The following is a 21,499-nucleotide window of genomic DNA, read 5'->3' on the forward strand; positions in this document are numbered from 1 at the left end:
CATCGCGGCCGATGCAGTCACAACAAGCGGCCGCTGCACACAGGGAGCGTGAATGGACAAGGGCAGCGAAAGCTTCGAGTCGGCGGTATCCGCCGCCGTCCCGGGCCAGCGCGGCTTCGACTACCTCGTGGTCGGCGCCGGTTTCGCGGGCAGCGTGCTGGCCGAACGGCTGGCGCGGGAGTTGAACCAGCGCGTGCTGGTGGTGGAGAAGCGCAAGCACATCGGCGGCAACGCCTACGACCGCTACAACGACGAGGGCGTGCTCATCCACCCCTACGGGCCGCACATCTTCCACACCAACTCGGCCGACATCTTCGAGTACCTGTCTCGCTTCACCGAGTGGCGGCCCTACCAGCACCGGGTGCTGGCCAGCGTGGACGGGCAGGAAGTCCCCATCCCGATCAACCTGGACACCATCAACCGCCTGTACGGCCTGAACCTCACCGCCTTCGAGGTGGAGAAGTTCCTCGCCTCGGTGGCCGAGGATGTGAAGGAGGTGAAGACCTCCGAGGACGTGGTGGTCTCCAAGGTCGGGCGCGAGCTGTACAACAAGTTCTTCCGCGGCTATACGCGCAAGCAATGGGGCCTGGACCCCTCGGAGCTGGATGCCAGCGTGACGGCGCGCGTGCCCACCCGCACCAACCGCGACGACCGCTACTTCACCGACACCTTCCAGGCCATGCCGCTGCACGGCTACACCCGCATGTTCGAGCGCATGCTGGACCACCCCAACATCAAGGTGATGCTGAACACCGACTACCGCGAGGTGGCGGACGCCCTGCCCTGGCAGCACATGATCTACACCGGCCCGGTGGACGCCTTCTTCAACCACCGCTACGGCAAGCTGCCCTACCGCAGCCTGGAGTTCCAGCACGTGACGCTGCCGCAGGAGCACTTCCAGCCGGTGGGCACGGTGAACTACCCGAACGACTACGCCTACACGCGCATCACCGAGTTCAAGCACATCACCGGCCAGACGCATCCGAAGACGGCACTGGTCTACGAGTACCCGCGCGCCGAGGGCGACCCCTACTACCCCGTGCCCCGGCCGGAGAACGCGGCGCTGTACCGCCAGTACGAGGCGCTGGCCGAGGCCACCGAGAACGTGACCTTCGTGGGCCGGCTGGCCACCTACAAGTACTACAACATGGACCAGGTGGTAGGCCAGGCCCTGGCGACCTTCCGCCGCCTGAAGCAGAAACACGAGGACGCCGCGCGCGCGGGCCAGGAGGCCGCGGCGCTGACCGCTGCCGCCGGGGCCGCCGGCGCCTCCGCATGACGGCCGCCGCCCTCGCCCCGCTCGAGCTCTGGGCCGGCCCGGAGTGCACCGTGAACCGCGTCGGCGACCACTGGCGCGACCAGCTGCTGGCCAACGGCTTCCACCACCGCATCGAGGACCTGGACCGGCTGGCCGCGCTGGGCATCCGGCAGATGCGCTTCCCGCTGCTGTGGGAGCGCACCGAGCCCACGCCCGGCCAGTTCCAGTGGGCCTGGGCCGACGAGCGCCTGGCCCACCTGCAGGCCCTGGGGGTGGCGCCCATCGCCGGCCTGCTGCACCACGGCAGCGGGCCGGCGCACACCGACCTGCTGGACCCGGGCTTCCCGCGCAAGCTTGCCGCCTACGCCCGCGCCGTCGCCCAGCGGCACCCGCACATCGCGGCCTGGACGCCGGTCAACGAGCCCCTGACGACGGCGCGCTTTTCCGCGCTCTACGGGGTCTGGTACCCCCACGCCACCGACGACCGCAGCTTCGTGCGCGCGCTGCTGAACCAGGTGCAGGGCACGGTGCTGGCGATGCGCGCGATCCGTGAACACAATCCGGCCGCGCAGCTGGTGCAGACCGAGGACCTGGGCTTCGTGGAGTGCACCCCGCGGCTGCGCTACCAGGCCGAGTTCGAGAACCACCGCCGCTGGCTCAGCCTGGACCTGCTGTGCGGCCGCGTGGACGCGCAGCACCCGATGCGCGCCTACCTGCGGCGCTGGGGCGCCAGCGAGCAGGAGCTGCAGGCCCTGGTGGACCAGCCCTGCCCGCCCGACGTGCTGGGCATCAACAGCTACGTCACCAGCGAGCGCTTCCTGGACGAGCGCATCGAGCATTACCCCGAGAACCTGCACGGCGGCAACGGCCGCGACCGCTACGTGGACATCGAGCTGGCGCGCGTGCACGGCCGCTCCATCGGTGGCTTCGAGGCGCGGCTGCGCGAGGCGGCCGGACGCTACGGCCTGCCGGTGGCCATCACCGAGGCCCACCTGGGCTGCACGCGCGACGAGCAGATGCGCTGGCTGCACCAGGCGTGGCAGGCGGCGCACGCGGTGCGCAAGGCCGGCCACGACGTGCGTGCGGTGACGGTGTGGGCCGCCTTCGGCACCTACGACTGGGACAGCCTGCTGACGCAGGAACAGGGCCACTACGAGCCGGGACTGTGGGACGTGAGCACCGGCTCGCCCCGGCGCACCGCCCTGGCCACGCTGGCGCGCCAGCTCGCGCACGGCGAGGCGCCGGGCAGCCCCGTGCTCGAAGGGCCCGGCTGGTGGCAGCGCGAGCTGCGCCTGGAATACCCCTGCCACGGCGAGCTGCAGGCGCTGCCGGTGGCCGGGCGGGCGCTGCTGATCACCGGCGCCAGCGGCACGCTGGGCCGCGCCTTCGCCCGCTACTGCGAGCTGCGCGGCCTGCCCTACCGGCTGCTCTCGCGCGCCGAGATGGACATCACCGACCCGCAGGCGGTGGAGGCCGCGCTGGCGCGGCACCGGCCCTGGGCCCTGGTGAACACGGCCGGCTTCGTGCGCGTGGACGACGCCGAGCAGGAGGGCGTGCGCCAGTGGCGCGAGAACGTGGAGGGCCCGGCCGTGCTGGCCGCGGCCTGCGCGCGCCATGGCGTGCGCCTGGTGAGCTTCTCCAGCGACCTGGTGTTCGACGGCCTCAAGGGCTCGCCCTACGTGGAGGGCGACGTGCCCTCGCCGCTCAACGCCTACGGCCGCGCCAAGCTGGCGGCCGAGCAGCAGGTCATGGCCGCCTCGGCGGACGCGCTGGTGGTGCGCACGGCGGCCTTCTTCGGCCCCTGGGACGAGCACAACTTCGTCTGGCATGCGCTGCGCGCACTCGGTCTGGGCGAGACCTTCGAGGCGGCGCAGGACCAGTTCGTCTCGCCCACCTACGTGCCCGACCTGGTGCAGGCCACGCTGGACCTGCTGGAAGACGGCGAGCGCGGCGTGTGGCACCTGGCCAACCGCGGCGCGGTGAGCTGGGCGCACTTCGCCGAGCTCGCGGCCGCCGCGGCCGGGCTGCCTGCCGAGGGCGTGCGCGGCCGGCCCGGCGCCGAGCTGGGCCAGGCGGCGCCACGGCCCCGCTATTCGGCGCTGGCCAGCGAGAAGACCGCCCTCATGCCACCGCTGGAAGACGCGCTCGCGCGCTACGTGGCCGACCGCGAGCGCAAAGCGGGCAGCTGGCCGCTGCCCGAACCGGAGCGCCGGGCCGCCTGAGGCGGGCGACGGGCCTCAATCGGCCGCGGCGGGCGGCGGCACCAGCACCGCGCCGTGATGGCCCTGCGCCGCATAGGCGGGCAGCACGGCCGCGCCCACCGCCATCACACGGCCGGCCTCGCACAGCGCCACGCAGGCGCCGCCGAAGCCCGCGCCCGTGAGCCGCGCACCGAACACGCCCGGCTGGCGCTGCAGCAGGTCCACCAGCTGGTCCAGCGCGGGCGTCGACACCTCGTAGTCGTCGCGCAGGCTGGCATGGGATTCGTTCATCAGGGCGCCGAAGCGGGCCGCATCGGCGCAGTCCACCGCGCGCAGCACGCGGGCGTTCTCGGTCACCACGTGGCGCGCGCGCCGGCGCAGCAGCTCGGGCAGGCCCTGCAGCGCGGCGACATCGCTCACTTCGCGCAGCGAGGCCACGCCCAGCAGGCGGGCGGCCTGCTCGCACTCGGCGCGGCGCTGGTTGTAGCCGCTGGCGGCCAGCGAACGTGCGACGCCCGAGTCCATCACCAGCACCGCGCTGCCGGCCGGCAAGGGCACGCTGCGGCGCTCCAGCGAGCGCGTGTCCAGCAGCAGGGCACGGTCCGTGGCCGCCAGGCTGGAGGCCATCTGGTCCATGATCCCGCAGTTCACGCCGGCGTATTCGATTTCGGCGCGCTGGGCTAGCTGGGCGATGAGCACGTCGTCCAGCGGCGCCGCGAGCAGGCTGCGCAGCGCGCGCAGGGTGGCCACCTCCAGCGCGGCACTGGAGGACAGGCCGACGCCCATGGGCACCTCCGAAGCCACGTGGATCTGCAGCGGCGGCACCTCGATGCCGCGCGCTGCCGCCTCCATCAGGCAGCCATACACGTAGCTCGCGAAATGCTCGCGCGGCGCCTGGCCCAGGCGGAACCGCACCACCGGCCCCTGGCCCTGGGCCTGCAGCTCGAAGTCCTCGCGGCCCTCGTTGCGCCGCAGGGCCACGCGGGTGTGCTGCGGGATGGCCACCGGCAGCACGAACCCGTCGTTGTAGTCGGTGTGCTCGCCCAGCAGGTTGACCCGGCCCGGCGCCTGCGCCAGGGTTTCGGGCGCGCGGCCGAACACCTCCTCGAAGCGCTCCATCAGTCCAGCTCCACCGCCACCGCGCGCAGCTCGGCGGCCTTGGCCTCGGGCAGCGCGTCCATGGCGAAGAAGCCGGCCGCGATCTCGGTGCCGGCCAGGTACTTCAACCGGTCGCGCGTGCGGTAGGGCGGCCACACCTGGGCATGCAGCTGGAAGCCGGGGTGCGCCTGGCCATCGGTGGGCGCCTGGTACCAGGCCATGAGGTAGGGGAAGGGCCGCTGCCACAGGCCGTCGTACTTGCGCAGCACGGTGAGCAGGGCGCGCGCCAGGTCGCGCCGCACGGGGGGCGCCAGCTCGGCGAAGCCGGCGACCGGCTCGCGGGTGGTGATCCACACCTCGTAGGGATAGCGCGCGCACACCGGCACGAAGGCCAGCGCATGCGGGCCCTCGTAGAGCAGGCGTTCGCCGGCCGCGAGCTCGGCCTCTACCAGCGCCTGCAGCGGGCCGCGGCCGTGGCGCGCCACGTGCTCGCGCGCCACGTCCAGCATGCGCTGCGGCACCGGGGGAATGACGGGGTAGGCATAGATCTGGCCGTGCGGGTGGTGCAGGGTCACCCCGACCTCGGCGCCCCGGTTCTCGAAGGGCAGCACGTAGCGGATCTCCTCGCGCGCGCCCAGCAGGCGCGTGCGGTCACCCCAGGCCTGCAGCAGCAGGTCCACGTGGTCGGGCGGCAGCGCGGACAGGGAGGACTTGGGGTCCTGCGTGAACACCACCACCTCGCACTGGCCTTCGGCCCGCGCCGTGGGCACGATGAGCTGCGGCGGCGCGACCGCCTGCTCGCTGGGCCCCAGCGAGGGGAAGCGGTTCTCGAACACCGCGATGTCCCAGCGGCCGGCCGGCACTTCCGTGGGATGCGCGGGGTCGGTGGTGGGCGCGAGCGGGTTGTATTCCGGCGGGGGCAGGAAGGTGCGGTCCTGCCGGTAGGCGGCGTAGGTCACCCACTCGCCGCGCAGCGGGTGCCAGCGCAGGTGCGCGCTGGTGCCCAGCGGCTCGCTGAAGGGGCTGGGGGCCTGGTCCGGCGCCTCGATGGGCGCGCGGCCGTAGAGCGTGAGCGAGCGGCCGTCCGGCTTGGTCAGCAGCAGCTTGTGCATCACACCACCCCGGGGATGTAGGTGCGCGACTCCTTCACCGCGCGCGCCACCCGCTCCAGCGGCAGCTTGGGCGTGCGGTCGGCGTTGAGCAGGCCGTTCGCTTCCTGGAAGGTGTCCGCGAACTGCGTGTAGCAGAAGCCCGAGAACAGCGCCGTGTGCACCACGGTCTGGATCAGCTCCTCGAACATCTGGCCGAACTCGCGCTCGGTGCGCGCGGCGGTGTAGCCCCAGATCTTCTTCACGCCCGGCTCCGGCTTGGGCTGGTAGGCGATGCCCCCGAACTCGGTGAGCATGATGGGCTGGCCGCGGTGCGGATAGCCGTCCAGCGTGAGGATGCGCCCGCCCGGGCGGCGCCTGTCGAACAGCTGCTCGGGCTGGATCTCCGAGCCGTAGCGCTGGCGCAGGTGCTCGGTGTTGGCGTCGTAGTCGTGGATGCCGATGATGTCGGTGGCGCTGGACTCCCAGCCGTCGTTGCCGATCACCGGGCGCGTCGCGTCCAGGGTCTTGGTCAGGTGGTAGAGCGCCTCCACCGCATGCCGCTGCTCGCGGATGGCCGTCAGCTCCGGCACGCCCCAGCTCTCGTTGAAGGGCACCCACACGATCACGCAGGGGTGGCTGTAGTCGCGGTCCATGGCTTCCGACCACTCCGCCACCATGCGCTGGATGGCCGTGCGCGTGAAGCGGTAGGCCGAGGGCATCTCCTCCCACACCAGCAGGCCCAGCCTGTCGGCCCAGTAGAGGTAGCGCGGGTCCTCGATCTTCTGGTGCTTGCGCACGCCGTTGAAGCCCATGGCCTTGGCCAGCTCCACGTCGCGCCGCAAGGCCTCGTCGCCGGGCGCGGCCAGCAGGGTGTCCGGCCAGTAGCCCTGGTCCAGCACCATGCGCAGCAGGTAGGGCCGGCCGTTGAGCATGAAGCGGTCGCGCAGGATGTGCACCGAGCGCAGCGCGGTGTACGAGCGGAACTCGTCGATGAGCTGGCCGCCGCGGAAGAGCTTCACCGTGGCGTCCAGCAGCGTGGGCCGCTCCGGGCTCCACAGCAGTTCGTTGCGATAGTCGTCGATGCCCGGGTCGGACAGGACGATGAAGCGGTCGACCTCGCCCTCCACCACCTGGTAGCGGTCGCGCGCGAGCAGGCGCTCGCCGTGCCGCAGCGTGACCTCCATGGCGAAGTCGTCGGTCTCGTCGCAGGCGTCACCGCCGAGCTGCGCCTCGAAGCCGATCGCATAGCCTTCCACGCGCGGCGTCCAGCGGATCTTGTCAACATAGGTGCGCGGCACGCGCTCCAGCCACACGGTCTGCCAGATGCCGGAGGTGCGGGGGTACCAGATGGAGTGCGGCTCCAGCTGCCAGTCCTGCTTGCCGCGCGGCTTGGACAGGTCGGCCGGGTCGTCCTCGACACGCACCGTCACCACCTGGCGGCCGGACGCGTCCAGCAGGTGGGTGATGTCGGCCGAGAAGGGCGTGTGGCCCCCCTGGTGCTCGACGGCCAGGTGGCCGTTGACCCAGACCCGGGCGGCATAGTCCACCGCGCCGAAGCGCAGGATGACCCGGTCGTCGGCGGGCCGGACCTCGAAATCGCGCTCGTACCAGCAGACCGGATGGAAGCCGCGGTCGCCCACGCCGCTGGCCTGCGACTCGGGCGGGTACGGCACCTGGATGGTCAGCGGCCAGTCCTGCAGGTCGGACGGCTCCCCGAAGCGGCGCTCGGGGTCGAAACAGAAGCGCCAGGGACCGTTGAGCGCGGTCCAGTTCGCCCGCTCCAGCTGGGGGCGTGGGTAGCCGAAATCCAAAGGGACTCCTTCGTGTTGTTCATGGGACAGCGTCGTCTCCGAATGTGGCGCATGCACCGGCCGGCCGTGGGCTGGAAATCGAAACCGAGTCCGCGAGGCCGAGAGCGGATGTAACCCGGGCTCTCCCGGGTGGGCCGCCTGCCGACCACCTGCGACAATGGACGGATGACTTTCGCGCCCCTGAAGAACGACAGCTTCCTGCGCGCCTGCTGGCGCCTGGCCACGCCCCACACGCCCGTGTGGCTGATGCGGCAAGCGGGGCGCTACCTGCCCGAGTACCGCGACACGCGCGCCCGCGCTGGCAGCTTCATGGGCCTGGCGACGAACGTGGACTACGCCACCGAGGTCACGCTGCAGCCCCTGGAACGCTACGACCTGGACGCGGCCATCCTGTTTTCCGACATCCTCACGGTGCCGGACGCGATGGGCCTGGGGCTGAGCTTCGCGATGGGCGAAGGCCCGCGCTTCGAGCGCACGGTGCGCACCGAGGCCGAAGTCGCGGCCCTGGGCGTGCCGGACATGGACAAGCTGCGTTACGTGTTCGATGCCGTCACCTCCATCCGCCGGGCCCTGGACGGCCGGGTGCCGCTGATCGGCTTCTCGGGCAGCCCCTGGACGCTGGCCTGCTACATGGTCGAAGGCGGCGGCTCGGACGACTACCGCGCGGTCAAGACCCTGATGTATTCGCGGCCCGACCTGATGCACCGCATCCTGGCCGTGAACGCCGACGCGGTGGCGGCCTACCTGAACCAGCAGATCCGGGCCGGCGCCCAGGCCGTGATGGTGTTCGACAGCTGGGGCGGCGTGCTGGCGGACGGCGCCTTCCAGGAATTCAGCCTGGCCTACACCGCCCGGGTGCTGGCGCAGCTGCTGCGCGAGCACGAGGGCCAGGCCATCCCGCGCATCGTCTTCACCAAGGGCGGCGGGCTCTGGCTGGAGCAGATGGCAGGCCTGGACTGCGAGGTGCTGGGCCTGGACTGGACGGTGAACCTGGGCCGGGCGCGCGAGATCGCCGGCGGCCGCAAGGCCTTCCAGGGCAACCTGGACCCGGCCGTGCTGTTCGCCCCGCCCGAGTCCGTGGCCGACCAGGCCCGCCGCGTGCTGGACAGCTTCGGCGCGCCGCACCGCGGCGAGGGCACCGGCCCCAGCCTCATCTTCAACCTGGGCCACGGCATCAGCCAGTTCACCCCGCCCGAGCACGTGAAGGTGCTGGTGGACACGGTGCACGCGCACAGCCGCCAGCAGCGGGCCTGAGCGGCGCCCGGCGGCGGGTTTCCATCCGGAACTTCCCTAGATGACGGGGACCGCGCCCCGGCACCAAAACTTGACTTATGCACAAAAAGTCGCTTGCGGGGCTGGTGCGCGGAGCCCGCTCGCTACAAATTGGATAGCGCACGCAAGTGATTGATTTTCAAGGACTTATTTTTTGGCACCGGGATGGGGCCGGGAACGTAAATCCTTGATTTGCTTGACAAAGCCGGGCCGGGTGTGCGCCCGTATCAATAAAGTTATCCACAGGGTTTGGGCGACAGGTGCAAACGCACGTTGAATCAAGCACTTAGGCACGATTTGAGAAAACTTCCTGAGGTTTGAAACACTTGGAAATGTCTTTCCCCGTTGCTGTGCTCGTGCCCACGCCCGCGCATGCCACGGTGCAGGGCCCACTGAGCTATGTCGCCGCGCAGCCCCTGCCCGCAGGTACTTTGGTTCGCGTGCCGTTGGGCCGGCGCGACGTGCTGGGGGTCTGCTGGGGGGAAGCGCAGGCCGACGGCGACTTCGAGCCGCGGCCCGTCGCCGGGGTCCTGGACGGGCTGCCGCCGCTGGGCACGGGCTGGCGGCGCCTGGTGGGCTTCGCGGCGGCCTACTACCAGCGCGGCCTGGGCGAGGTGGCGCTGGCCGCGCTGCCGCCCCAGCTGCGCGACCTGGACGCCACGCAGCTGGCGCGCCGGCTGAAGCGGGCCACGCCGGACCGGGCGCCCCGGCCGGCCGACCACCAGGCACCCACGCCGGGCCAGGCCGCGGCGCTGGAGGCCCTGGCGGGGGCCCAGGCGCCGGCGCTGCTCTTCGGCGTCACCGGCAGCGGCAAGACCGAGGTCTACCTGCAGGCCGTGGCCCGGGTGCTGGCGGACGACGCCACGGCCCAGGCGCTGGTCATGGTGCCCGAGATCAACCTCACGCCCCAGCTGCAGGCGCGCTTCGCCGAGCGCTTCGGGGAGGACGCGGTGGTGGCCATGCACAGCGGCATGACGGGGCCGCAGCGCCTGCGCAGCTGGCTGGCCGCGCACGCCGGCCAGGCTCGCATCGTGCTGGGCACGCGCATGGCCGTGTTCGCCTCCCTGCCGGGCCTGCGGCTCATCGTGGTCGACGAGGAGCACGACCCCAGCTACAAGCAGCAGGAGGGCGCGCGCTACTCGGCGCGCGACCTCGCGGTCTGGCGCGGCAAGGCCGAGGGGGCGCAGGTGGTGCTGGGCTCGGCCACGCCCTCGCTGGAATCCTGGCTGGCCAGCGAACGCGGCCGCTACCGCCGCATCGCCATGCCCGAGCGGGTCGGCGAGGGCGCGCTGCCCCAGGTGCGGCTGGTGGACATGAACCACCAGCCCCCCAAGACGCTGTTCTCGCCGCCTCTGCTGGACGCGATCACCCAGCGCATCGCGCGCGGCGAGCAGTCGCTGGTCTTCCTCAACCGGCGCGGGTATGCGCCGGTGCTGGCCTGCAGTGCCTGCGAATGGAAGAGCGATTGCCCGAACTGCAGCGCCTTCCGCGTCTTCCACAAGATCGACCGCACGCTGCGCTGCCACCACTGCGGCTTCACCGAGCGGGTGCCGCGGGCCTGCCCGGCCTGCGGCAACCTGGACATCGCGCCGCTGGGCCGGGGCACCGAACGCCTGGAGGAGCACCTGGCCGAGCTGCTGGCCGGCACCACGCGCCCCGACGGCGGGCCGGTGCGCATCGTGCGCGTGGACGCCGACAGCACGCGCGGCAAGGGCGCCCTGGAGGCGCAGCTGGAACGCATGCACGCGGGCGAGGTCGACGTGCTGGTGGGCACGCAGATGGTGGCCAAGGGCCACGACTTCCGCCGCATCACGCTGGTGGCGGCGGTGCAGCCGGATTCCGCGCTGTTCTCGGCCGATTTCCGCGCGCCGGAGCGGCTGTTCGCGCTGCTGATGCAGGCCGCCGGACGCGCCGGGCGTGACGCCGCCCAGGCGCACGCGGCCGAGATGTGGGTGCAAACCTTCAATCCCACGCACCCCCTCTTCGCCGCACTGCGCCGCCACGATTACCCGGCCTTCGCGGCCCAGCAGCTCAAGGAGCGGGAGCAGGCCGGCATGCCGCCCTTCGGCTTCCAGGCCCTGGTGCGGGCCGAGGCCCGCACCCAGGAGGTGGCGCAGGACTTCTTGCGCGCGGCCGCCGAGGCCGGGCAGGCCCTGGCCCAGGCGCAGGGCGTGACGCTGTATTCGGCGGTGCCCATGGGCATGCAGCGCGTGGCCAACGTGGAGCGGGCCCAACTGCTGGTGGAAAGCGATTCACGCGCCGCCCTGCAGCGCTTCCTGGCGGCCTGGCAGCCGGTGCTGCGCGAGCACCGGCCGCGCGGACTGATCCGCTGGGCGGTGGACGTGGACCCGCTGGCGATCTGAGGCCGCGCGGGGCCGGCCCGGCCCCCTCAGCCTTCGGCGTCGCCGCCGGCCTTCAGCCGCAGCGCGGCCTCGTACAGCGCGTTGCGCGGCTCGCCGCTGATCTCGGCCGCCAGCTTCACCGCCGTCTTGACGGGCAGTTCGGGCAGCAGCAGGCGCAGCACCCGCTCGCCCTCGCCCAGGGCGGCGGCCACGGGGGCGGGGTGCAGCACCAGCGCGAACTCGCCCCGCGCGTGCTTGGCGTCGGCCGCCAGCCAGGCCGGGAAGGCGTCGCAGGCCAGCGTGTGCACCTGCTCGAACTGCTTGGTCAGCTCGCGGCCCACGGTGAGCGGCCGGGGGCCCAGCACGGCCAGGCTGGCCGCCAGCATCTCGATGCGGTGCGGCGCTTCCAGCAGCACCACCGCGCGGGGCTCCTGCGCCAGCGTGGCGACGAAGGCATCGCGCTCGGCGGCCTTGGCCGGCATGAAGCCGGCGAACACGAATTCGCCATGGCCCGCCGAGATGCCGGCCACGCTGAGCACCGCCGTCACGCTGCTGGGCCCGGGCAGCGGCATCACGGGGTAGCCCGCCTCGCGTGCGTGGGCCACCAGGCGGGCGCCTGGGTCGCTCACGGCCGGGGTGCCGGCGTCGCTCGCGTAGGCCACACGCTGGCCCAGGCGCAGGCGCTCGACCACCGCATGCGAGGCACCGGCCTCGTTGTGCTGGTGCACCGCCAGCCAGGCCGACGCGGGCTTGTCGATGCCGTAGGCGCGCAGCAACGCCTGGGTATGGCGCGTGTCTTCGCAGGCGATCGCGTCGGCCAGCTGCAGCAGGTGCAGGGCGCGCAGCGAGACATCGGCCAGATTACCGATGGGCGTGGCGACCACGTACAGGGCACCGCCGGGATAATTTTGCCCACCGGCGGCTTCGCGTGCGGCGGCCAGGGCGGAGGCGAAGGATGGGCTCAATGCAGGGTTCCAGCGTGAAGGGTGCCAGTCGCACCAGCACCAAGTCGGCGGGCGATGCGGCCGAGGGCCGCGCGCTCGCCCACCTGGAAGACCAGGGCCTGGTGCTCGTCGCCCGCAATTATCGGACGCCCGGCCGCGGCGGCGGTGAAATCGACCTCGTCATGCGCGAGGCCGACGGCACCCTGGTCTTCGTCGAGGTCCGGCGGCGCGCCGGCACGGCCTACGGCGGCGCCGCCGCCAGCGTGGGCTGGGTGAAGCAGTCGCGCATCGTCTTCGCCGCGCGCCACTTCCTGCTGCGCTGGCGCCGCACGCCGCCCTGCCGCTTCGACGTGGTGGTGGTCGAGGGCGCGACGCTGCGCTGGCTGCGCGCCGCCTTCGACGCCGGCTGAGGGCCGGGCGCGCCCGCAGCGCCACAGGCGGGGGGGACGGCCAGCGGTTCATCCTGGCGCAGCAGGCGGGCCGAGCGGGGGGGAACTTCTTCATGGGCATCGTTCTCTGCTGATGGGGCGCCCTGCTGGCCGCAAGCGGCGTGCGAGGCCCACGGTGGCCCCTCCCAGGCGCGGCCCCCCGGCAGGCATCCGATCGGGCCTGGGCCGCATCAGGGCCCCTCGGGGTCACCCGGTTATCATCGAGAACCATGCTGGAACAACGCATCCAACAGCACTTCATCGACAGCGCCGACCTGAAGTACCAGGCCTCGCAGTCGCTTTCCAAGCCGATCGCGGCGGCCGTGCAGGCGGTGCTGGCCTGCGTCACCAGCGGTGGCAAGGTGCTGGCCTGCGGCAACGGCGGCTCGGCCGCCGACGCGCAGCACTTCGCGGCCGAGTTCGTGGGCCGCTTCGAGCGCGAGCGCCCGGAGCTGGGCGCCATCGCGCTCACCACCGACAGCTCCATCCTCACCGCGGTCGGCAACGACTACGATTTCGAGCGCATCTTCTCCAAGCAGGTGCGCGCGCTCGGCCAGGCGGGCGACGTGCTGCTGGCCATCTCCACCAGCGGCAACTCGGCCAACGTGCTGGCGGCGATCGCGGCCGCCCATGAACGCGAGATGACCGTGGTGGCCCTGAGCGGCCGCGGCGGTGGCAAGATGAACGCGGCGCTGCGCGACACCGACGTGCACATCTGCGTGCCGCACGAGCGCACCGCCCGCATCCAGGAAGTCCACATCCTCGCGCTGCACTGCATCTGCGACGGCGTAGACGCGCAACTGCTCGGAGACCAGGAACCCCAGTCATGACCCTGCACCGTCCCCTGATCCTCACCGCGCTGGCGACCGCCAGCCTCACCACCGTGCTGTCGGGCTGCGCACCGCTGGTGCTGGGCAGCGCGGCCGTGGGCGTGATGTCCTACTCCGACCGCCGCACCTCGGGCGCCCAGGTCGAGGACGAGGCGATCGAGCTGCGCGGCGGCTCGCGCCTGCGCGAGGCCTTCGGCGACCGGGCCCACATCAACATCACCAGCTTCAACCGCCAGGTGCTGCTGACCGGCGAGGTGCCCAGCGAACAGTCGCGCGCGCAGGCCGAGCAGGTCGTGTCCCGCGTGGACAACGTGCGCGGCATCGTCAACGAGCTCGCCGTGCTGCCCACCAGCACCCTGACGCAACGCTCCAACGACACGCTCATCACCGGCAAGGTGAAGGCCTCGCTGCTGGACGACCGCCAGCTCTACGCCGGCGCCTTCAAGGTGGTGACCGAGCGCAGCGTGGTCTACCTGATGGGCCGCGTCACCCAGGCGGAGGCCGATCGCGCAACGCAGATCGCCCGCACCATCAGCGGCGTGCAGCGCGTGGTGCGCATCTTCGAGCTGCTGACGCCCGAGGAGATCCGCAACCTGTCGACGCCACCGGCCAACACCGGCCCGGCGGCGCCGGTGTCGCCCGCCCCGGTCTCCAGCGCCTCGCCCGCCGTCGTGGCGCCGGGTGCCCCCGCCACGCCCGCTGTCGTCGCGCCGGCCGCGAGCACGGCACCGGCCGTGGGCGGTTCGGTCACGCCGACGCCGCTGCCGCCCGCGCGCTGACGCGCCAGGCCGGGCACGCCCGGCCCGCGGCCGCGTTCACTTCAGCCGCTTGATCAGGCTGGAGGTGTCCCAGCGGCGGCCGCCCATCTGCTGCACGTCCGCATAGAACTGGTCCACCAGGGCCGTGACGGGCAGTCGCGCGCCGTTGCGCTTGGCCTCGTCCAGCACCAGGCCCAGGTCCTTGCGCATCCAGTCGACGGCGAAGCCGAAATCGAACTTGTCCTCGATCATGGTCTTGCCGCGGTTGTCCATCTGCCAGCTCTGGGCGGCGCCCTTGCCGATCACGTCCAGCACCTGGGCCATGTCCAGCCCGGCCTTCATGCCGAAGGCGATGGCCTCGGACAGGCCCTGCACCAGGCCGGCGATCGCGATCTGGTTGCACATCTTGGCGAGCTGGCCCGAGCCGCTGGCGCCCAGCAGCGTGAAGGCGCGCGAGAAGGCCATGCCCACCGGCCGCACCGCCTCGAAGGCCGCGGCCTCGCCGCCGCACATCACCGTGAGCAGGCCGTTCTGCGCGCCGGCCTGGCCACCGGAGACCGGGGCGTCGACGAAGTGCAGGCCCAGCTCGGTGGCCTTGGCCGCCAGCTCGCGCGCCACGTCGGCCGAGGCCGTGGTGTGGTCAACGAAGATGGCGCCCTTCTTCATGCCGGCGAAGGCGCCGTCGGGCCCCAGCACCACGGAGCGCAGGTCGTCGTCGTTGCCCACGCAGCAGAAGACGATGTCGCGGCCGGCCGCGGCTTCGCGCGGGGTGGCGGCGTGGCGGCCCTTGAACTCGCCGGCCCAGGCCTGGGCCTTGGCCGCGCTGCGGTTGTAGACGCACACGTCGTGGCCGGCCAGCGCCAGGTGGCCGGCCATGGGAAAGCCCATCACGCCCAGGCCGAGGAAGGCCACGGAACGCGCAGGCACGGAGTCGTAAGTCTTGGGGTTGGTGCTCGCCATGATGGGTCCTGAATGAGACCCGGCGATTCTAGGCGCCGCCCCCGCGTCGTGCAGGGGGCGCGCCGGGCGCTCAGACGATGGCGAAGTTCTCGGTGCCGGCCGACAGGTCGGAGCTCTTGGCGCGCTGGCTGTTGAGCTTGATCTGCAGGCGCAGGTCGTTCAGCGAATCGGCGTTGCGCAGCGCATCCTCGTAGGTGATGACGCTGGCCTCGTACATGTCGAACAGCGCCTGGTCGAAGGTCTGCATGCCCAGGTTGCGGCTCTTCTTCATGATCTCCTTGATCTCGGCCACCTCGCCCTTGAAGATCAGGTCGGACACCAGCGGGGTGTTGAGCATGATCTCCACGGCGGCGGCGCGGCCCTTGCCGTCCTGCTTGGGCACCAGGCGCTGCGAGACCATGGCCTTGAGGTTGAGCGACAGGTCCATCAGCAGCTGGGCGCGCCGCTCCTCGGGGAAGAAGTTGATGACGCGGTCCAGGGCCTGGTTGGCGCTGTTGGCGTGCAGCGTGGCCATGCACAGGTGGCCGGTCTCGGCGAAGGCGATCGCGTGCTCCATGGTCTCGCGGTCGCGGATCTCGCCCATCAGGATCACGTCGGGGGCCTGGCGCAGCGTGTTCTTCAGCGCCGCTTCCCAGCTGTCGGTGTCCAGGCCCACCTCGCGCTGCGTCACCACGCAGTTCTTGTGCGGGTGCACGAACTCCACCGGGTCCTCGATGGTGATGATGTGGCCCCAGCTGTTCTCGTTGCGCCAGTCGATCATGGCGGCCAGGGTGGTCGACTTGCCCGAGCCGGTGGCGCCCACCAGGATGCACAGGCCGCGCTTGGACATCACCACGTCCTTGAGCACCTGCGGCACGCCCAGGCCGTCGATGGTGGGCAGCACCTGCGGGATCACCCGCAGCACCATGCCCACCTTGCCCTGCTGCACGAAGGCGTTGACGCGGAAGCGCCCCACGCCGGGCGGCGAGATTGCGAAGTTGCACTCCTTGGTGCGCTCGAACTCGGCGGCCTGCTTGTCGCTCATGATGGAGCGCGCCAGGGCCAGCGTGTGCGCGCCGGACAGCGGCTGCGGCGAGACCTTGGTCACCTTGCCGTCGACCTTGATCGCCGGCGGGAAATCGCCCGTGATGAACAGGTCGGAGCCGTTGCGGCTGACCATCAGCTTGAGCAGGTCGTTGATGAATTTGCTGGCCTGGTCGCGTTCCATGAATTGTTCCTTCTCAAACTGCGGACTTGCGCGCCGCCGGGCCGCCCCAACGCGCGCACGCCCCCCCGGGGGGCAGGGAGCCACACGCAGTGGGCGAACGTGGGGGCGCCATCTCTAGCCGGGGAAGTTCTCGGGGATCTTCGCCTTGCTGCGCGCTTCTGCCGGGCTGATGATGTTGCGCTTGACCAGGTCGCCGAGGTTCTGGTCCAGGGTCTGCATGCCGAAGTTGTTGCCGGTCTGGATGGCGGAGTACATCTGCGCCACCTTGGCCTCGCGGATCAGGTTGCGGATGGCGGAGGTGCCGATCATGATCTCGTGCGCCGCGACGCGGCCCTGGCCGTCCTTGGTCTTGCACAGGGTCTGCGAGATCACCGCCTGCAGCGATTCGGACAGCATGGCGCGAACCATCTCCTTCTCCTCGGCCGGAAACACGTCGATGATCCGGTCGATCGTCTTGGCGGCGCTGGAGGTGTGCAGCGTGCCGAACACCAGGTGGCCGGTTTCCGCCGCTGTCATCGCCAGGCGGATGGTCTCCAGGTCGCGCATTTCGCCCACCAGGATGGCGTCCGGGTCCTCGCGCAGCGCCGACTTCAGCGCCGCTGCGAAGGACAGCGTCATGGGCCCGACCTCGCGCTGGTTGATCAGGCACTTCTTGGATTCGTGCACGAACTCGATCGGGTCCTCCACGGTGAGGATGTGGCCGTACTCGGTCTCGTTGAGGTAGTTCACCATCGCCGCCAGCGTGGTCGACTTGCCCGAGCCGGTGGGCCCGGTGACCAGTACCAGCCCGCGCGGCTTGAGCGCCAGCTCGCCGAAGATCTTGGGCGCGTTCAGCTGCTCCAGCGTGAGGATCTTGGACGGGATGGTCCGGAACACGGCGCCGGCGCCGCGGTTCTGGTTGAAGGCGTTGACGCGGAAGCGCGCCAGGCCATCGATCTCGAAAGAGAAATCGACCTCCAGGAACTCCTCGTAGTTCTTGCGCTGCGAGTCGTTCATGATGTCGTACACCATGGCGTGGACCTGCTTGTGGTCCAGGGGGTCGACGTTGATGCGCCGCACGTCGCCATGCACGCGGATCATCGGTGGAAGCCCGGCCGACAGGTGCAGGTCGGAGGCCTTGTTCTTGACGCTGAATGCAAGCAGCTGGGTAATATCCACGAATCCCTCTTTCCCAAGCGCTCCCCGAATGTGACGGGAACGCCGTTGGATTATGACGACGATTGCCGACAAGCTCCAGCAGGTGCGACAGCGCATGGCCCGCGCGTGTGCAGACGCGCAACGCCCCGCGGACGAAGTCACGCTGCTCGCGGTCTCCAAGACCTTCGGCCCCGAGGCCGTGCGCGAGGCCTTCGCGGCCGGCCAGCGCGCCTTCGGCGAGAACTACATCCAGGAGGCGGTCGAGAAGATCGCCCTGCTGGCCGACCTGCCCATCGAATGGCACTGCATAGGCCCGATCCAGAGCAACAAGACGCGGCTGGTGGCCACCCACTTCCAGTGGGCGCACAGCGTGGACCGGCTGAAGATCGCGCAGCGCCTGTCCGAGCAGCGGCCCGAGGGCCTGCCGCCGCTGTCGGTCTGCCTGCAGGTGAACATCGACGGCGGCGCGAACAAGTCGGGCGCCGCCCCCGGCGAGGTGCTGGACCTGGCCCGCAAGGTGGCCGCCCTGCCCCGCCTGGCCCTGCGCGGGCTCATGACCATCCCCGAGCCGGTGGAGGGCTTCGAGGCGCAGAAGGCCCTGCACCTGAAGGCGCGCGCGCTGTTCGACAGCCTGCGCGCCACCGGCCTGCCGCTGGACACGCTCTCCATGGGGATGACCGCCGACCTGGAGGCCGCGATCGCGGCCGGCAGCACCCTGGTGCGCGTGGGCACCGCGATCTTCGGCAGCCGGGGTTGAGCGCCGCGGGCCGCCAGGCGCGGCCCGGCGGCGCGGCGGATCAGGCCGCCGTCGCCTGCCGCACGGCGCGTTCCCAGGCGGCCATGCGCGCATTGGCCTGCGCCCGGTCCATCGCCGGCTCGAAGCGGCGCCCGGGCCGCCACATCACCGCCAGCTCATCCGTGCCCGACCAGACCCCGCAGGACAGGCCGGCCAGGTAGGCCGCGCCCAGCGCCGTGGTCTCGGTCACGGCGGGGCGCACCACGGGGATGCCCAGGAGGTCGGCCTGGAACTGCATCAGCAGGTCGTTCACGCTGGCGCCGCCATCGACCCGCAGCTCGGCCACCGGCTGGCCGCCCTGGGCCACCGCGTCCCGGCCCATGGCCTGCAGCAGCGCGGCGCTCTGGAAGGCGATGCTCTCCAGCGCGGCGCGGGCGATGTGGGCCAGGGTGGTGCCCCGCGTGAGGCCGGTGAGCGTGCCGCGCGCATCGGGCTGCCAGTAGGGTGCGCCCAGCCCAGTGAAGGCCGGCACCAGCATCACGCCCCCGGTGTCCGGCACGCTTTCGGCCAGGGCCTGCACCTGGGCACTGCCCGGGATGGCCTTGAGCCCGTCGCGCAGCCACTGCACCACGGCGCCGCCGACGAACACGCTGCCCTCCATCGCGAACTGCGGCCGCCCGTCCACCTGCGCGGCGCTGGTGGTGAGCAGGCCGTTGCTGGACGGCTGGAACTGCGCGCCGGTGTGCAGCAGCATGAAGCAGCCGGTGCCGTAGGTGTTCTTGGCCATGCCCGGGCCGAAGCAGGCCTGGCCGAACAGGGCGGCCTGCTGGTCACCGGCGATGCCGCCTATGGGCACGGCCGCGCCCAGCAGCTCGGGCCGCGTCTCGCCGAAGTGCGCGCTGGACGGCAGCACGCGGGGCATCAGCGCGGGCGGCACGCGCAGCAGCGCCAGCAGTTCGTCGTCCCAGGCGTTGCGGTGCACGTCGAACAGCATGCTGCGCGAGGCGTTGCTCACGTCCGTCGCGTGCACCGCGCCGCCAGTGAGCTGCCACAGCAGCCAGCTGTCCACCGTGCCGAAGGCCAGCTCCCCGCGCTCGGCACGGGCCCGCGCGCCGGGCACGTTCTCCAGCAGCCAGGCGATCTTGGTGGCCGAGAAGTAGGAGTCGATCAGCAGCCCGGTGCGGGCACGGATCATGGCCTCCTGCCCCTGGGCGCGCAGGCTGGCGCACAGCGGTTCGCCGCGCCGGTCCTGCCAGACGATGGCCGGATGGATGGGCTCGCCGGTGGCGCGGTCCCACAGCAGCGTGGTCTCGCGCTGGTTGGTGATGCCTATGGCCCGCAGCTCGCGCGCGGTGATGCCGGCGCGGGACAGCGCCTCGCGCGCAGTCGCGAGCTGGCCGGCCCAGATCGCCTGCGGGTCGTGCTCGACCCAGCCCGGCCGGGGGTAGGATTGCGGCAGTTCCTGCTGCGCGAGGGCCACGATGCGGCCCTCGCCGTCGAACACGATGCTGCGTGAGGAAGAGGTGCCCTGGTCGAGCGCGAGCAGGTAGGTCATGCGGCGATGCTATCGCCGCGCGGCGCGCGAAGGCAGAGGGTCAACCCCGTTCGCCGGACCGCTCGCTGGGGCGCCGCAGCGCCTCCTCCTTGTGCGCGGCGCGGCCGCCGCGCCGGCTCTCCACCAGGTATTCCGGGTTCTCGGGCGAGGCCGCGACCTCGTGGTTCTTGATGCGGATGGGCGACTCCAGCTTGCGGATCACCTTGCCGCGCGCGGTGCCGCCGTGCGAATTCCACTCCACCTCGTCGCCGGGCTTGAACTTGTCGGACATGCTTGCCTTCTCGGTTGCGGAAAGCCGGCCATGATGGCGGCCCCCAGCCTCCACAGGCGTTACCGTGCGCAACCGCCTGGCGCGGCCGTTCAGGGCGCGACCGGGTCGCGCATCGTGACGAACTCTTCGGCCAGGGTCGGGTGGATACCCACGGTCGCGTCGAACACGGCCTTGGTGGCACCGGCCTTCAGCGCGACGGCGAAGCCCTGCACGATCTCGCCCGCCTCCGGGCCCACCATGTGCACGCCCACCACGCGGTCGCTGGCCGTGTCCACCACCAGCTTCATCAGCGTGCGCTCCTGGCGGCCGGACAGGGTGTGGCGCAGGGCCCGGAACTCGCTGCGGTAGACGGTGACCGCGCCGAACTTCTCGCGCGCCTGCGCTTCGCTGTAGCCCACGGTGCCGATGTTGGGGTGCGTGAACACTGCCGTGGGCACGAAGTCGTAGTCCATGCGACGGCGGGCCGGGCCGAACAGCCGGTCCACCACGGCCATGGCCTCGCCGAGCGCGACGGGCGTGAGCTGCAGGCGCGCGGTGACGTCGCCGATCGCGTGGATGCCGGGCACGCTGGTGGCGTAGTGCTCGTCGACGCGGATCGCGCCGTCCCGGCCCTGCGCCACGCCCAGCGCCTCCAGGCCCAGCCCGCTGACGTTGGGCACGCGGCCGGTGGCGTAGAGCACCGCATCGACCTGCAGGCGGCGCCCGTCGGCCAGGGCGACGTCCAGGCCGCTTTCAACCCGGGTGATGGACGCGACCTGCGCGCTGGTGTGCAGGTCCACGCCATGGCGGCGCATCTCCTGCGCGATGTGGTGGCGCAGGTCGTCGTCGAAGCCGCGCAGCAGCTGGCTGCCGCGGTACAGCTGGGTGACCCGGCTGCCAAGGCCGTTGAAGATGGAGGCGAACTCGCAGGCGATGTAGCCGCCGCCCACCACCAGCAGGCGGCGCGGGAAGGGATCGATGTCGAACATCGCGTCCGAGGTGACCACATGTTCGCGGCCTGGGAAGTCGGGCACGCTGGGACAGCCGCCCGTGGCCACCAGGATGTGGCGGGCCTCGAAGCGCTGCGGCCCGGCTTCGGTCTGCACCTCCACGCAGCCGGGCGCGGCGAGGCGGGCCCAGCCGGTGACCATCTGCACGCCGGCACTGGCGAGCAGCTGCTCGTAGACGCCGTTGAGCCGCAGGATCTCGGCGGCGCGGTTGCGCCGCAGCGTGGCCCAGTCGAACACCGGCTCACCGACCTGCCAGCCGAAGCCGCGCGCATCGGCGAAGTCGTCGGCGTAGTGGGCGGCGTAGCTGTACAGCTTCTTGGGCACGCAGCCCACGTTGACGCAGGTGCCGCCGAGCTGGGCCGCCTCGGCCAGCACCACGCGCGCGCCCAGGCGGGCCGCCATGCGCGCGGCCCGCACGCCGCCGCTGCCGCCACCGATGACGAAGAAATCGCAGGTCCCAGAAGTCATGGCTGTGCTCCGATTGCCAGTGCATTGTGTCCCGCGCCGCGGGCGCGCGCTGGCCCGGCGGCTGTAGTCGCCGTCCCACAGCGGCTGCCCCTGCCCAGCCGACCCCGCCCGGCGCGGCCCGGTTCCACACTGGGCTTCAGGAC

The 21,499-nt window shown here is 71.6% G+C and carries 18 protein-coding genes; 8 read left to right on the forward strand and 10 right to left on the reverse strand.

What is annotated here, in order from left to right; translation table 11 throughout:
- Nucleotides 1-52 precede the first annotated feature (52 nt).
- Nucleotides 53-1,279, forward strand: a complete 1,227-nt coding sequence (gene glf, locus IM725_RS08210) for a UDP-galactopyranose mutase (protein WP_193780092.1) — start codon at nucleotides 53-55, stop codon at nucleotides 1,277-1,279.
- Nucleotides 1,276-3,480 (forward strand): family 1 glycosylhydrolase, encoded by a 2,205-nt coding sequence (locus tag IM725_RS08215; RefSeq protein WP_193780093.1) that lies wholly within the window; start codon nucleotides 1,276-1,278, stop codon nucleotides 3,478-3,480. Before glf ends, IM725_RS08215 begins: the two co-directional genes overlap by 4 nt.
- Before the next feature lie 15 nt (nucleotides 3,481-3,495).
- Here IM725_RS08215 and galK read toward each other — a convergent pair whose 3' ends face one another.
- Genes galK through IM725_RS08230 form a run of 3 tightly spaced genes read right to left on the reverse strand, consistent with a single transcriptional unit; the run spans nucleotide 3,496 to nucleotide 7,459 of the window.
- Nucleotides 3,496-4,578, reverse strand: a complete 1,083-nt coding sequence (galK, locus tag IM725_RS08220; protein WP_193780094.1) for a galactokinase — start codon at nucleotides 4,576-4,578, stop codon at nucleotides 3,496-3,498.
- Nucleotides 4,578-5,669, reverse strand: a complete 1,092-nt coding sequence (gene galT / locus IM725_RS08225) for a galactose-1-phosphate uridylyltransferase (protein WP_193780095.1) — start codon at nucleotides 5,667-5,669, stop codon at nucleotides 4,578-4,580. Before galT ends, galK begins: the two co-directional genes overlap by 1 nt.
- A complete protein-coding gene (locus tag IM725_RS08230) occupies nucleotides 5,669-7,459 on the reverse strand; it encodes a glycoside hydrolase family 2 protein (RefSeq protein ID WP_193780096.1) in 1,791 nt (596 codons plus the stop codon). The genes galT and IM725_RS08230 overlap by 1 nt, the downstream gene beginning before the upstream one ends.
- Before the next feature lie 165 nt (nucleotides 7,460-7,624).
- Between IM725_RS08230 and hemE the strand changes: the two genes are divergently transcribed.
- Nucleotides 7,625-8,713, forward strand: coding sequence for a uroporphyrinogen decarboxylase (gene hemE / locus IM725_RS08235; protein ID WP_193780097.1), 1,089 nt, complete (start codon nucleotides 7,625-7,627; stop codon nucleotides 8,711-8,713).
- Between the two features lie 350 nt (nucleotides 8,714-9,063).
- The gene (locus tag IM725_RS08240) at nucleotides 9,064-11,094 is read left to right on the forward strand and encodes a primosomal protein N' (protein ID WP_193780098.1); all 2,031 of its coding nucleotides are present in this window, start codon (nucleotides 9,064-9,066) and stop codon (nucleotides 11,092-11,094) included.
- Between the two features lie 26 nt (nucleotides 11,095-11,120).
- Here the strand turns inward: IM725_RS08240 and rsmI are convergent, their stop codons facing one another.
- Nucleotides 11,121-12,038: a 16S rRNA (cytidine(1402)-2'-O)-methyltransferase gene (rsmI, locus tag IM725_RS08245; protein WP_193780099.1), complete on the reverse strand. Its 918-nt coding sequence runs from the start codon at nucleotides 12,036-12,038 to the stop codon at nucleotides 11,121-11,123.
- On the opposite strand from rsmI, the gene IM725_RS08250 reads away from it, so the two are divergent.
- The 3 genes from IM725_RS08250 to IM725_RS08260 all read left to right on the forward strand — a co-directional run bounded on the left by IM725_RS08250 (nucleotide 12,029) and on the right by IM725_RS08260 (nucleotide 14,054).
- Nucleotides 12,029-12,427, forward strand: a complete 399-nt coding sequence (locus IM725_RS08250; protein ID WP_193780100.1) for a YraN family protein — start codon at nucleotides 12,029-12,031, stop codon at nucleotides 12,425-12,427. The genes rsmI and IM725_RS08250 overlap by 10 nt on opposite strands.
- A 248-nt stretch (nucleotides 12,428-12,675) precedes the next feature.
- Nucleotides 12,676-13,275 (forward strand): phosphoheptose isomerase, encoded by a 600-nt coding sequence (locus IM725_RS08255; RefSeq protein ID WP_193780101.1) that lies wholly within the window; start codon nucleotides 12,676-12,678, stop codon nucleotides 13,273-13,275.
- Nucleotides 13,272-14,054 carry a BON domain-containing protein gene (locus tag IM725_RS08260; protein WP_193780102.1) on the forward strand — a complete coding sequence of 261 codons (783 nt, stop codon included), beginning with the start codon at nucleotides 13,272-13,274 and terminating at the stop codon, nucleotides 14,052-14,054. The genes IM725_RS08255 and IM725_RS08260 overlap by 4 nt, the downstream gene beginning before the upstream one ends.
- A 36-nt stretch (nucleotides 14,055-14,090) precedes the next feature.
- On the opposite strand, the gene IM725_RS08265 is transcribed toward IM725_RS08260, so the two are convergent.
- The 3 genes from IM725_RS08265 to IM725_RS08275 all read right to left on the reverse strand — a co-directional run bounded on the left by IM725_RS08265 (nucleotide 14,091) and on the right by IM725_RS08275 (nucleotide 17,358).
- The gene (locus IM725_RS08265; RefSeq protein ID WP_193780103.1) at nucleotides 14,091-14,993 is read right to left on the reverse strand and encodes an NAD(P)-dependent oxidoreductase; all 903 of its coding nucleotides are present in this window, start codon (nucleotides 14,991-14,993) and stop codon (nucleotides 14,091-14,093) included.
- 70 nt (nucleotides 14,994-15,063) lie between these two features.
- Entirely contained in the window at nucleotides 15,064-16,200 is a 1,137-nt protein-coding gene (locus tag IM725_RS08270) for a PilT/PilU family type 4a pilus ATPase (RefSeq protein WP_193780104.1), read from the reverse strand.
- Nucleotides 16,201-16,314: 114 nt separating this feature from the next.
- Nucleotides 16,315-17,358 (reverse strand): type IV pilus twitching motility protein PilT, encoded by a 1,044-nt coding sequence (locus tag IM725_RS08275; protein WP_193780105.1) that lies wholly within the window; start codon nucleotides 17,356-17,358, stop codon nucleotides 16,315-16,317.
- Between the two features lie 52 nt (nucleotides 17,359-17,410).
- Here IM725_RS08275 and IM725_RS08280 point away from each other — a divergent pair, with 52 nt between their 5' ends.
- On the forward strand, nucleotides 17,411-18,094 hold the full coding sequence (locus tag IM725_RS08280; RefSeq protein WP_193780106.1) for a YggS family pyridoxal phosphate-dependent enzyme: 684 nt from the start codon (nucleotides 17,411-17,413) through the stop codon (nucleotides 18,092-18,094).
- A gap of 40 nt (nucleotides 18,095-18,134) precedes the next feature.
- Here the strand turns inward: IM725_RS08280 and glpK are convergent, their stop codons facing one another.
- The 3 genes from glpK to gorA all read right to left on the reverse strand — a co-directional run bounded on the left by glpK (nucleotide 18,135) and on the right by gorA (nucleotide 21,356).
- Nucleotides 18,135-19,628, reverse strand: coding sequence for a glycerol kinase GlpK (gene glpK, locus IM725_RS08285; RefSeq protein ID WP_193780107.1), 1,494 nt, complete (start codon nucleotides 19,626-19,628; stop codon nucleotides 18,135-18,137).
- A gap of 40 nt (nucleotides 19,629-19,668) precedes the next feature.
- Entirely contained in the window at nucleotides 19,669-19,899 is a 231-nt protein-coding gene (locus IM725_RS08290) for a hypervirulence associated TUDOR domain-containing protein (protein WP_193780108.1), read from the reverse strand.
- Nucleotides 19,900-19,988: 89 nt separating this feature from the next.
- Nucleotides 19,989-21,356, reverse strand: a complete 1,368-nt coding sequence (gene gorA, locus IM725_RS08295; protein WP_193780109.1) for a glutathione-disulfide reductase — start codon at nucleotides 21,354-21,356, stop codon at nucleotides 19,989-19,991.
- Nucleotides 21,357-21,499: the final 143 nt, after the last annotated feature.

This window comes from Ramlibacter aquaticus (genome assembly GCF_015159745.1).
Lineage (GTDB): Bacteria > Pseudomonadota > Gammaproteobacteria > Burkholderiales > Burkholderiaceae_C > Ramlibacter > Ramlibacter aquaticus.

Coding starts and splice junctions, on each gene's coding strand:
- glpK (WP_193780107.1), bottom strand. CDS start 19,628: ATGACCTACCTGCTCGCGCTCGACCAGGGCACCTCTTCCTCACGCAGC.
- IM725_RS08270 (WP_193780104.1), bottom strand. CDS start 16,200: ATGGAACGCGACCAGGCCAGCAAATTCATCAACGACCTGCTCAAGCTG.
- IM725_RS08280 (WP_193780106.1), top strand. CDS start 17,411: ATGACGACGATTGCCGACAAGCTCCAGCAGGTGCGACAGCGCATGGCC.
- gorA (WP_193780109.1), bottom strand. CDS start 21,356: ATGACTTCTGGGACCTGCGATTTCTTCGTCATCGGTGGCGGCAGCGGC.
- IM725_RS08215 (WP_193780093.1), top strand. CDS start 1,276: ATGACGGCCGCCGCCCTCGCCCCGCTCGAGCTCTGGGCCGGCCCGGAG.
- hemE (WP_193780097.1), top strand. CDS start 7,625: ATGACTTTCGCGCCCCTGAAGAACGACAGCTTCCTGCGCGCCTGCTGG.
- IM725_RS08260 (WP_193780102.1), top strand. CDS start 13,272: ATGACCCTGCACCGTCCCCTGATCCTCACCGCGCTGGCGACCGCCAGC.
- IM725_RS08265 (WP_193780103.1), bottom strand. CDS start 14,993: ATGGCGAGCACCAACCCCAAGACTTACGACTCCGTGCCTGCGCGTTCC.
- IM725_RS08250 (WP_193780100.1), top strand. CDS start 12,029: ATGGGCTCAATGCAGGGTTCCAGCGTGAAGGGTGCCAGTCGCACCAGC.
- galK (WP_193780094.1), bottom strand. CDS start 4,578: ATGGAGCGCTTCGAGGAGGTGTTCGGCCGCGCGCCCGAAACCCTGGCG.
- IM725_RS08255 (WP_193780101.1), top strand. CDS start 12,676: ATGCTGGAACAACGCATCCAACAGCACTTCATCGACAGCGCCGACCTG.
- IM725_RS08290 (WP_193780108.1), bottom strand. CDS start 19,899: ATGTCCGACAAGTTCAAGCCCGGCGACGAGGTGGAGTGGAATTCGCAC.
- glf (WP_193780092.1), top strand. CDS start 53: ATGGACAAGGGCAGCGAAAGCTTCGAGTCGGCGGTATCCGCCGCCGTC.
- IM725_RS08240 (WP_193780098.1), top strand. CDS start 9,064: ATGTCTTTCCCCGTTGCTGTGCTCGTGCCCACGCCCGCGCATGCCACG.
- galT (WP_193780095.1), bottom strand. CDS start 5,669: ATGCACAAGCTGCTGCTGACCAAGCCGGACGGCCGCTCGCTCACGCTC.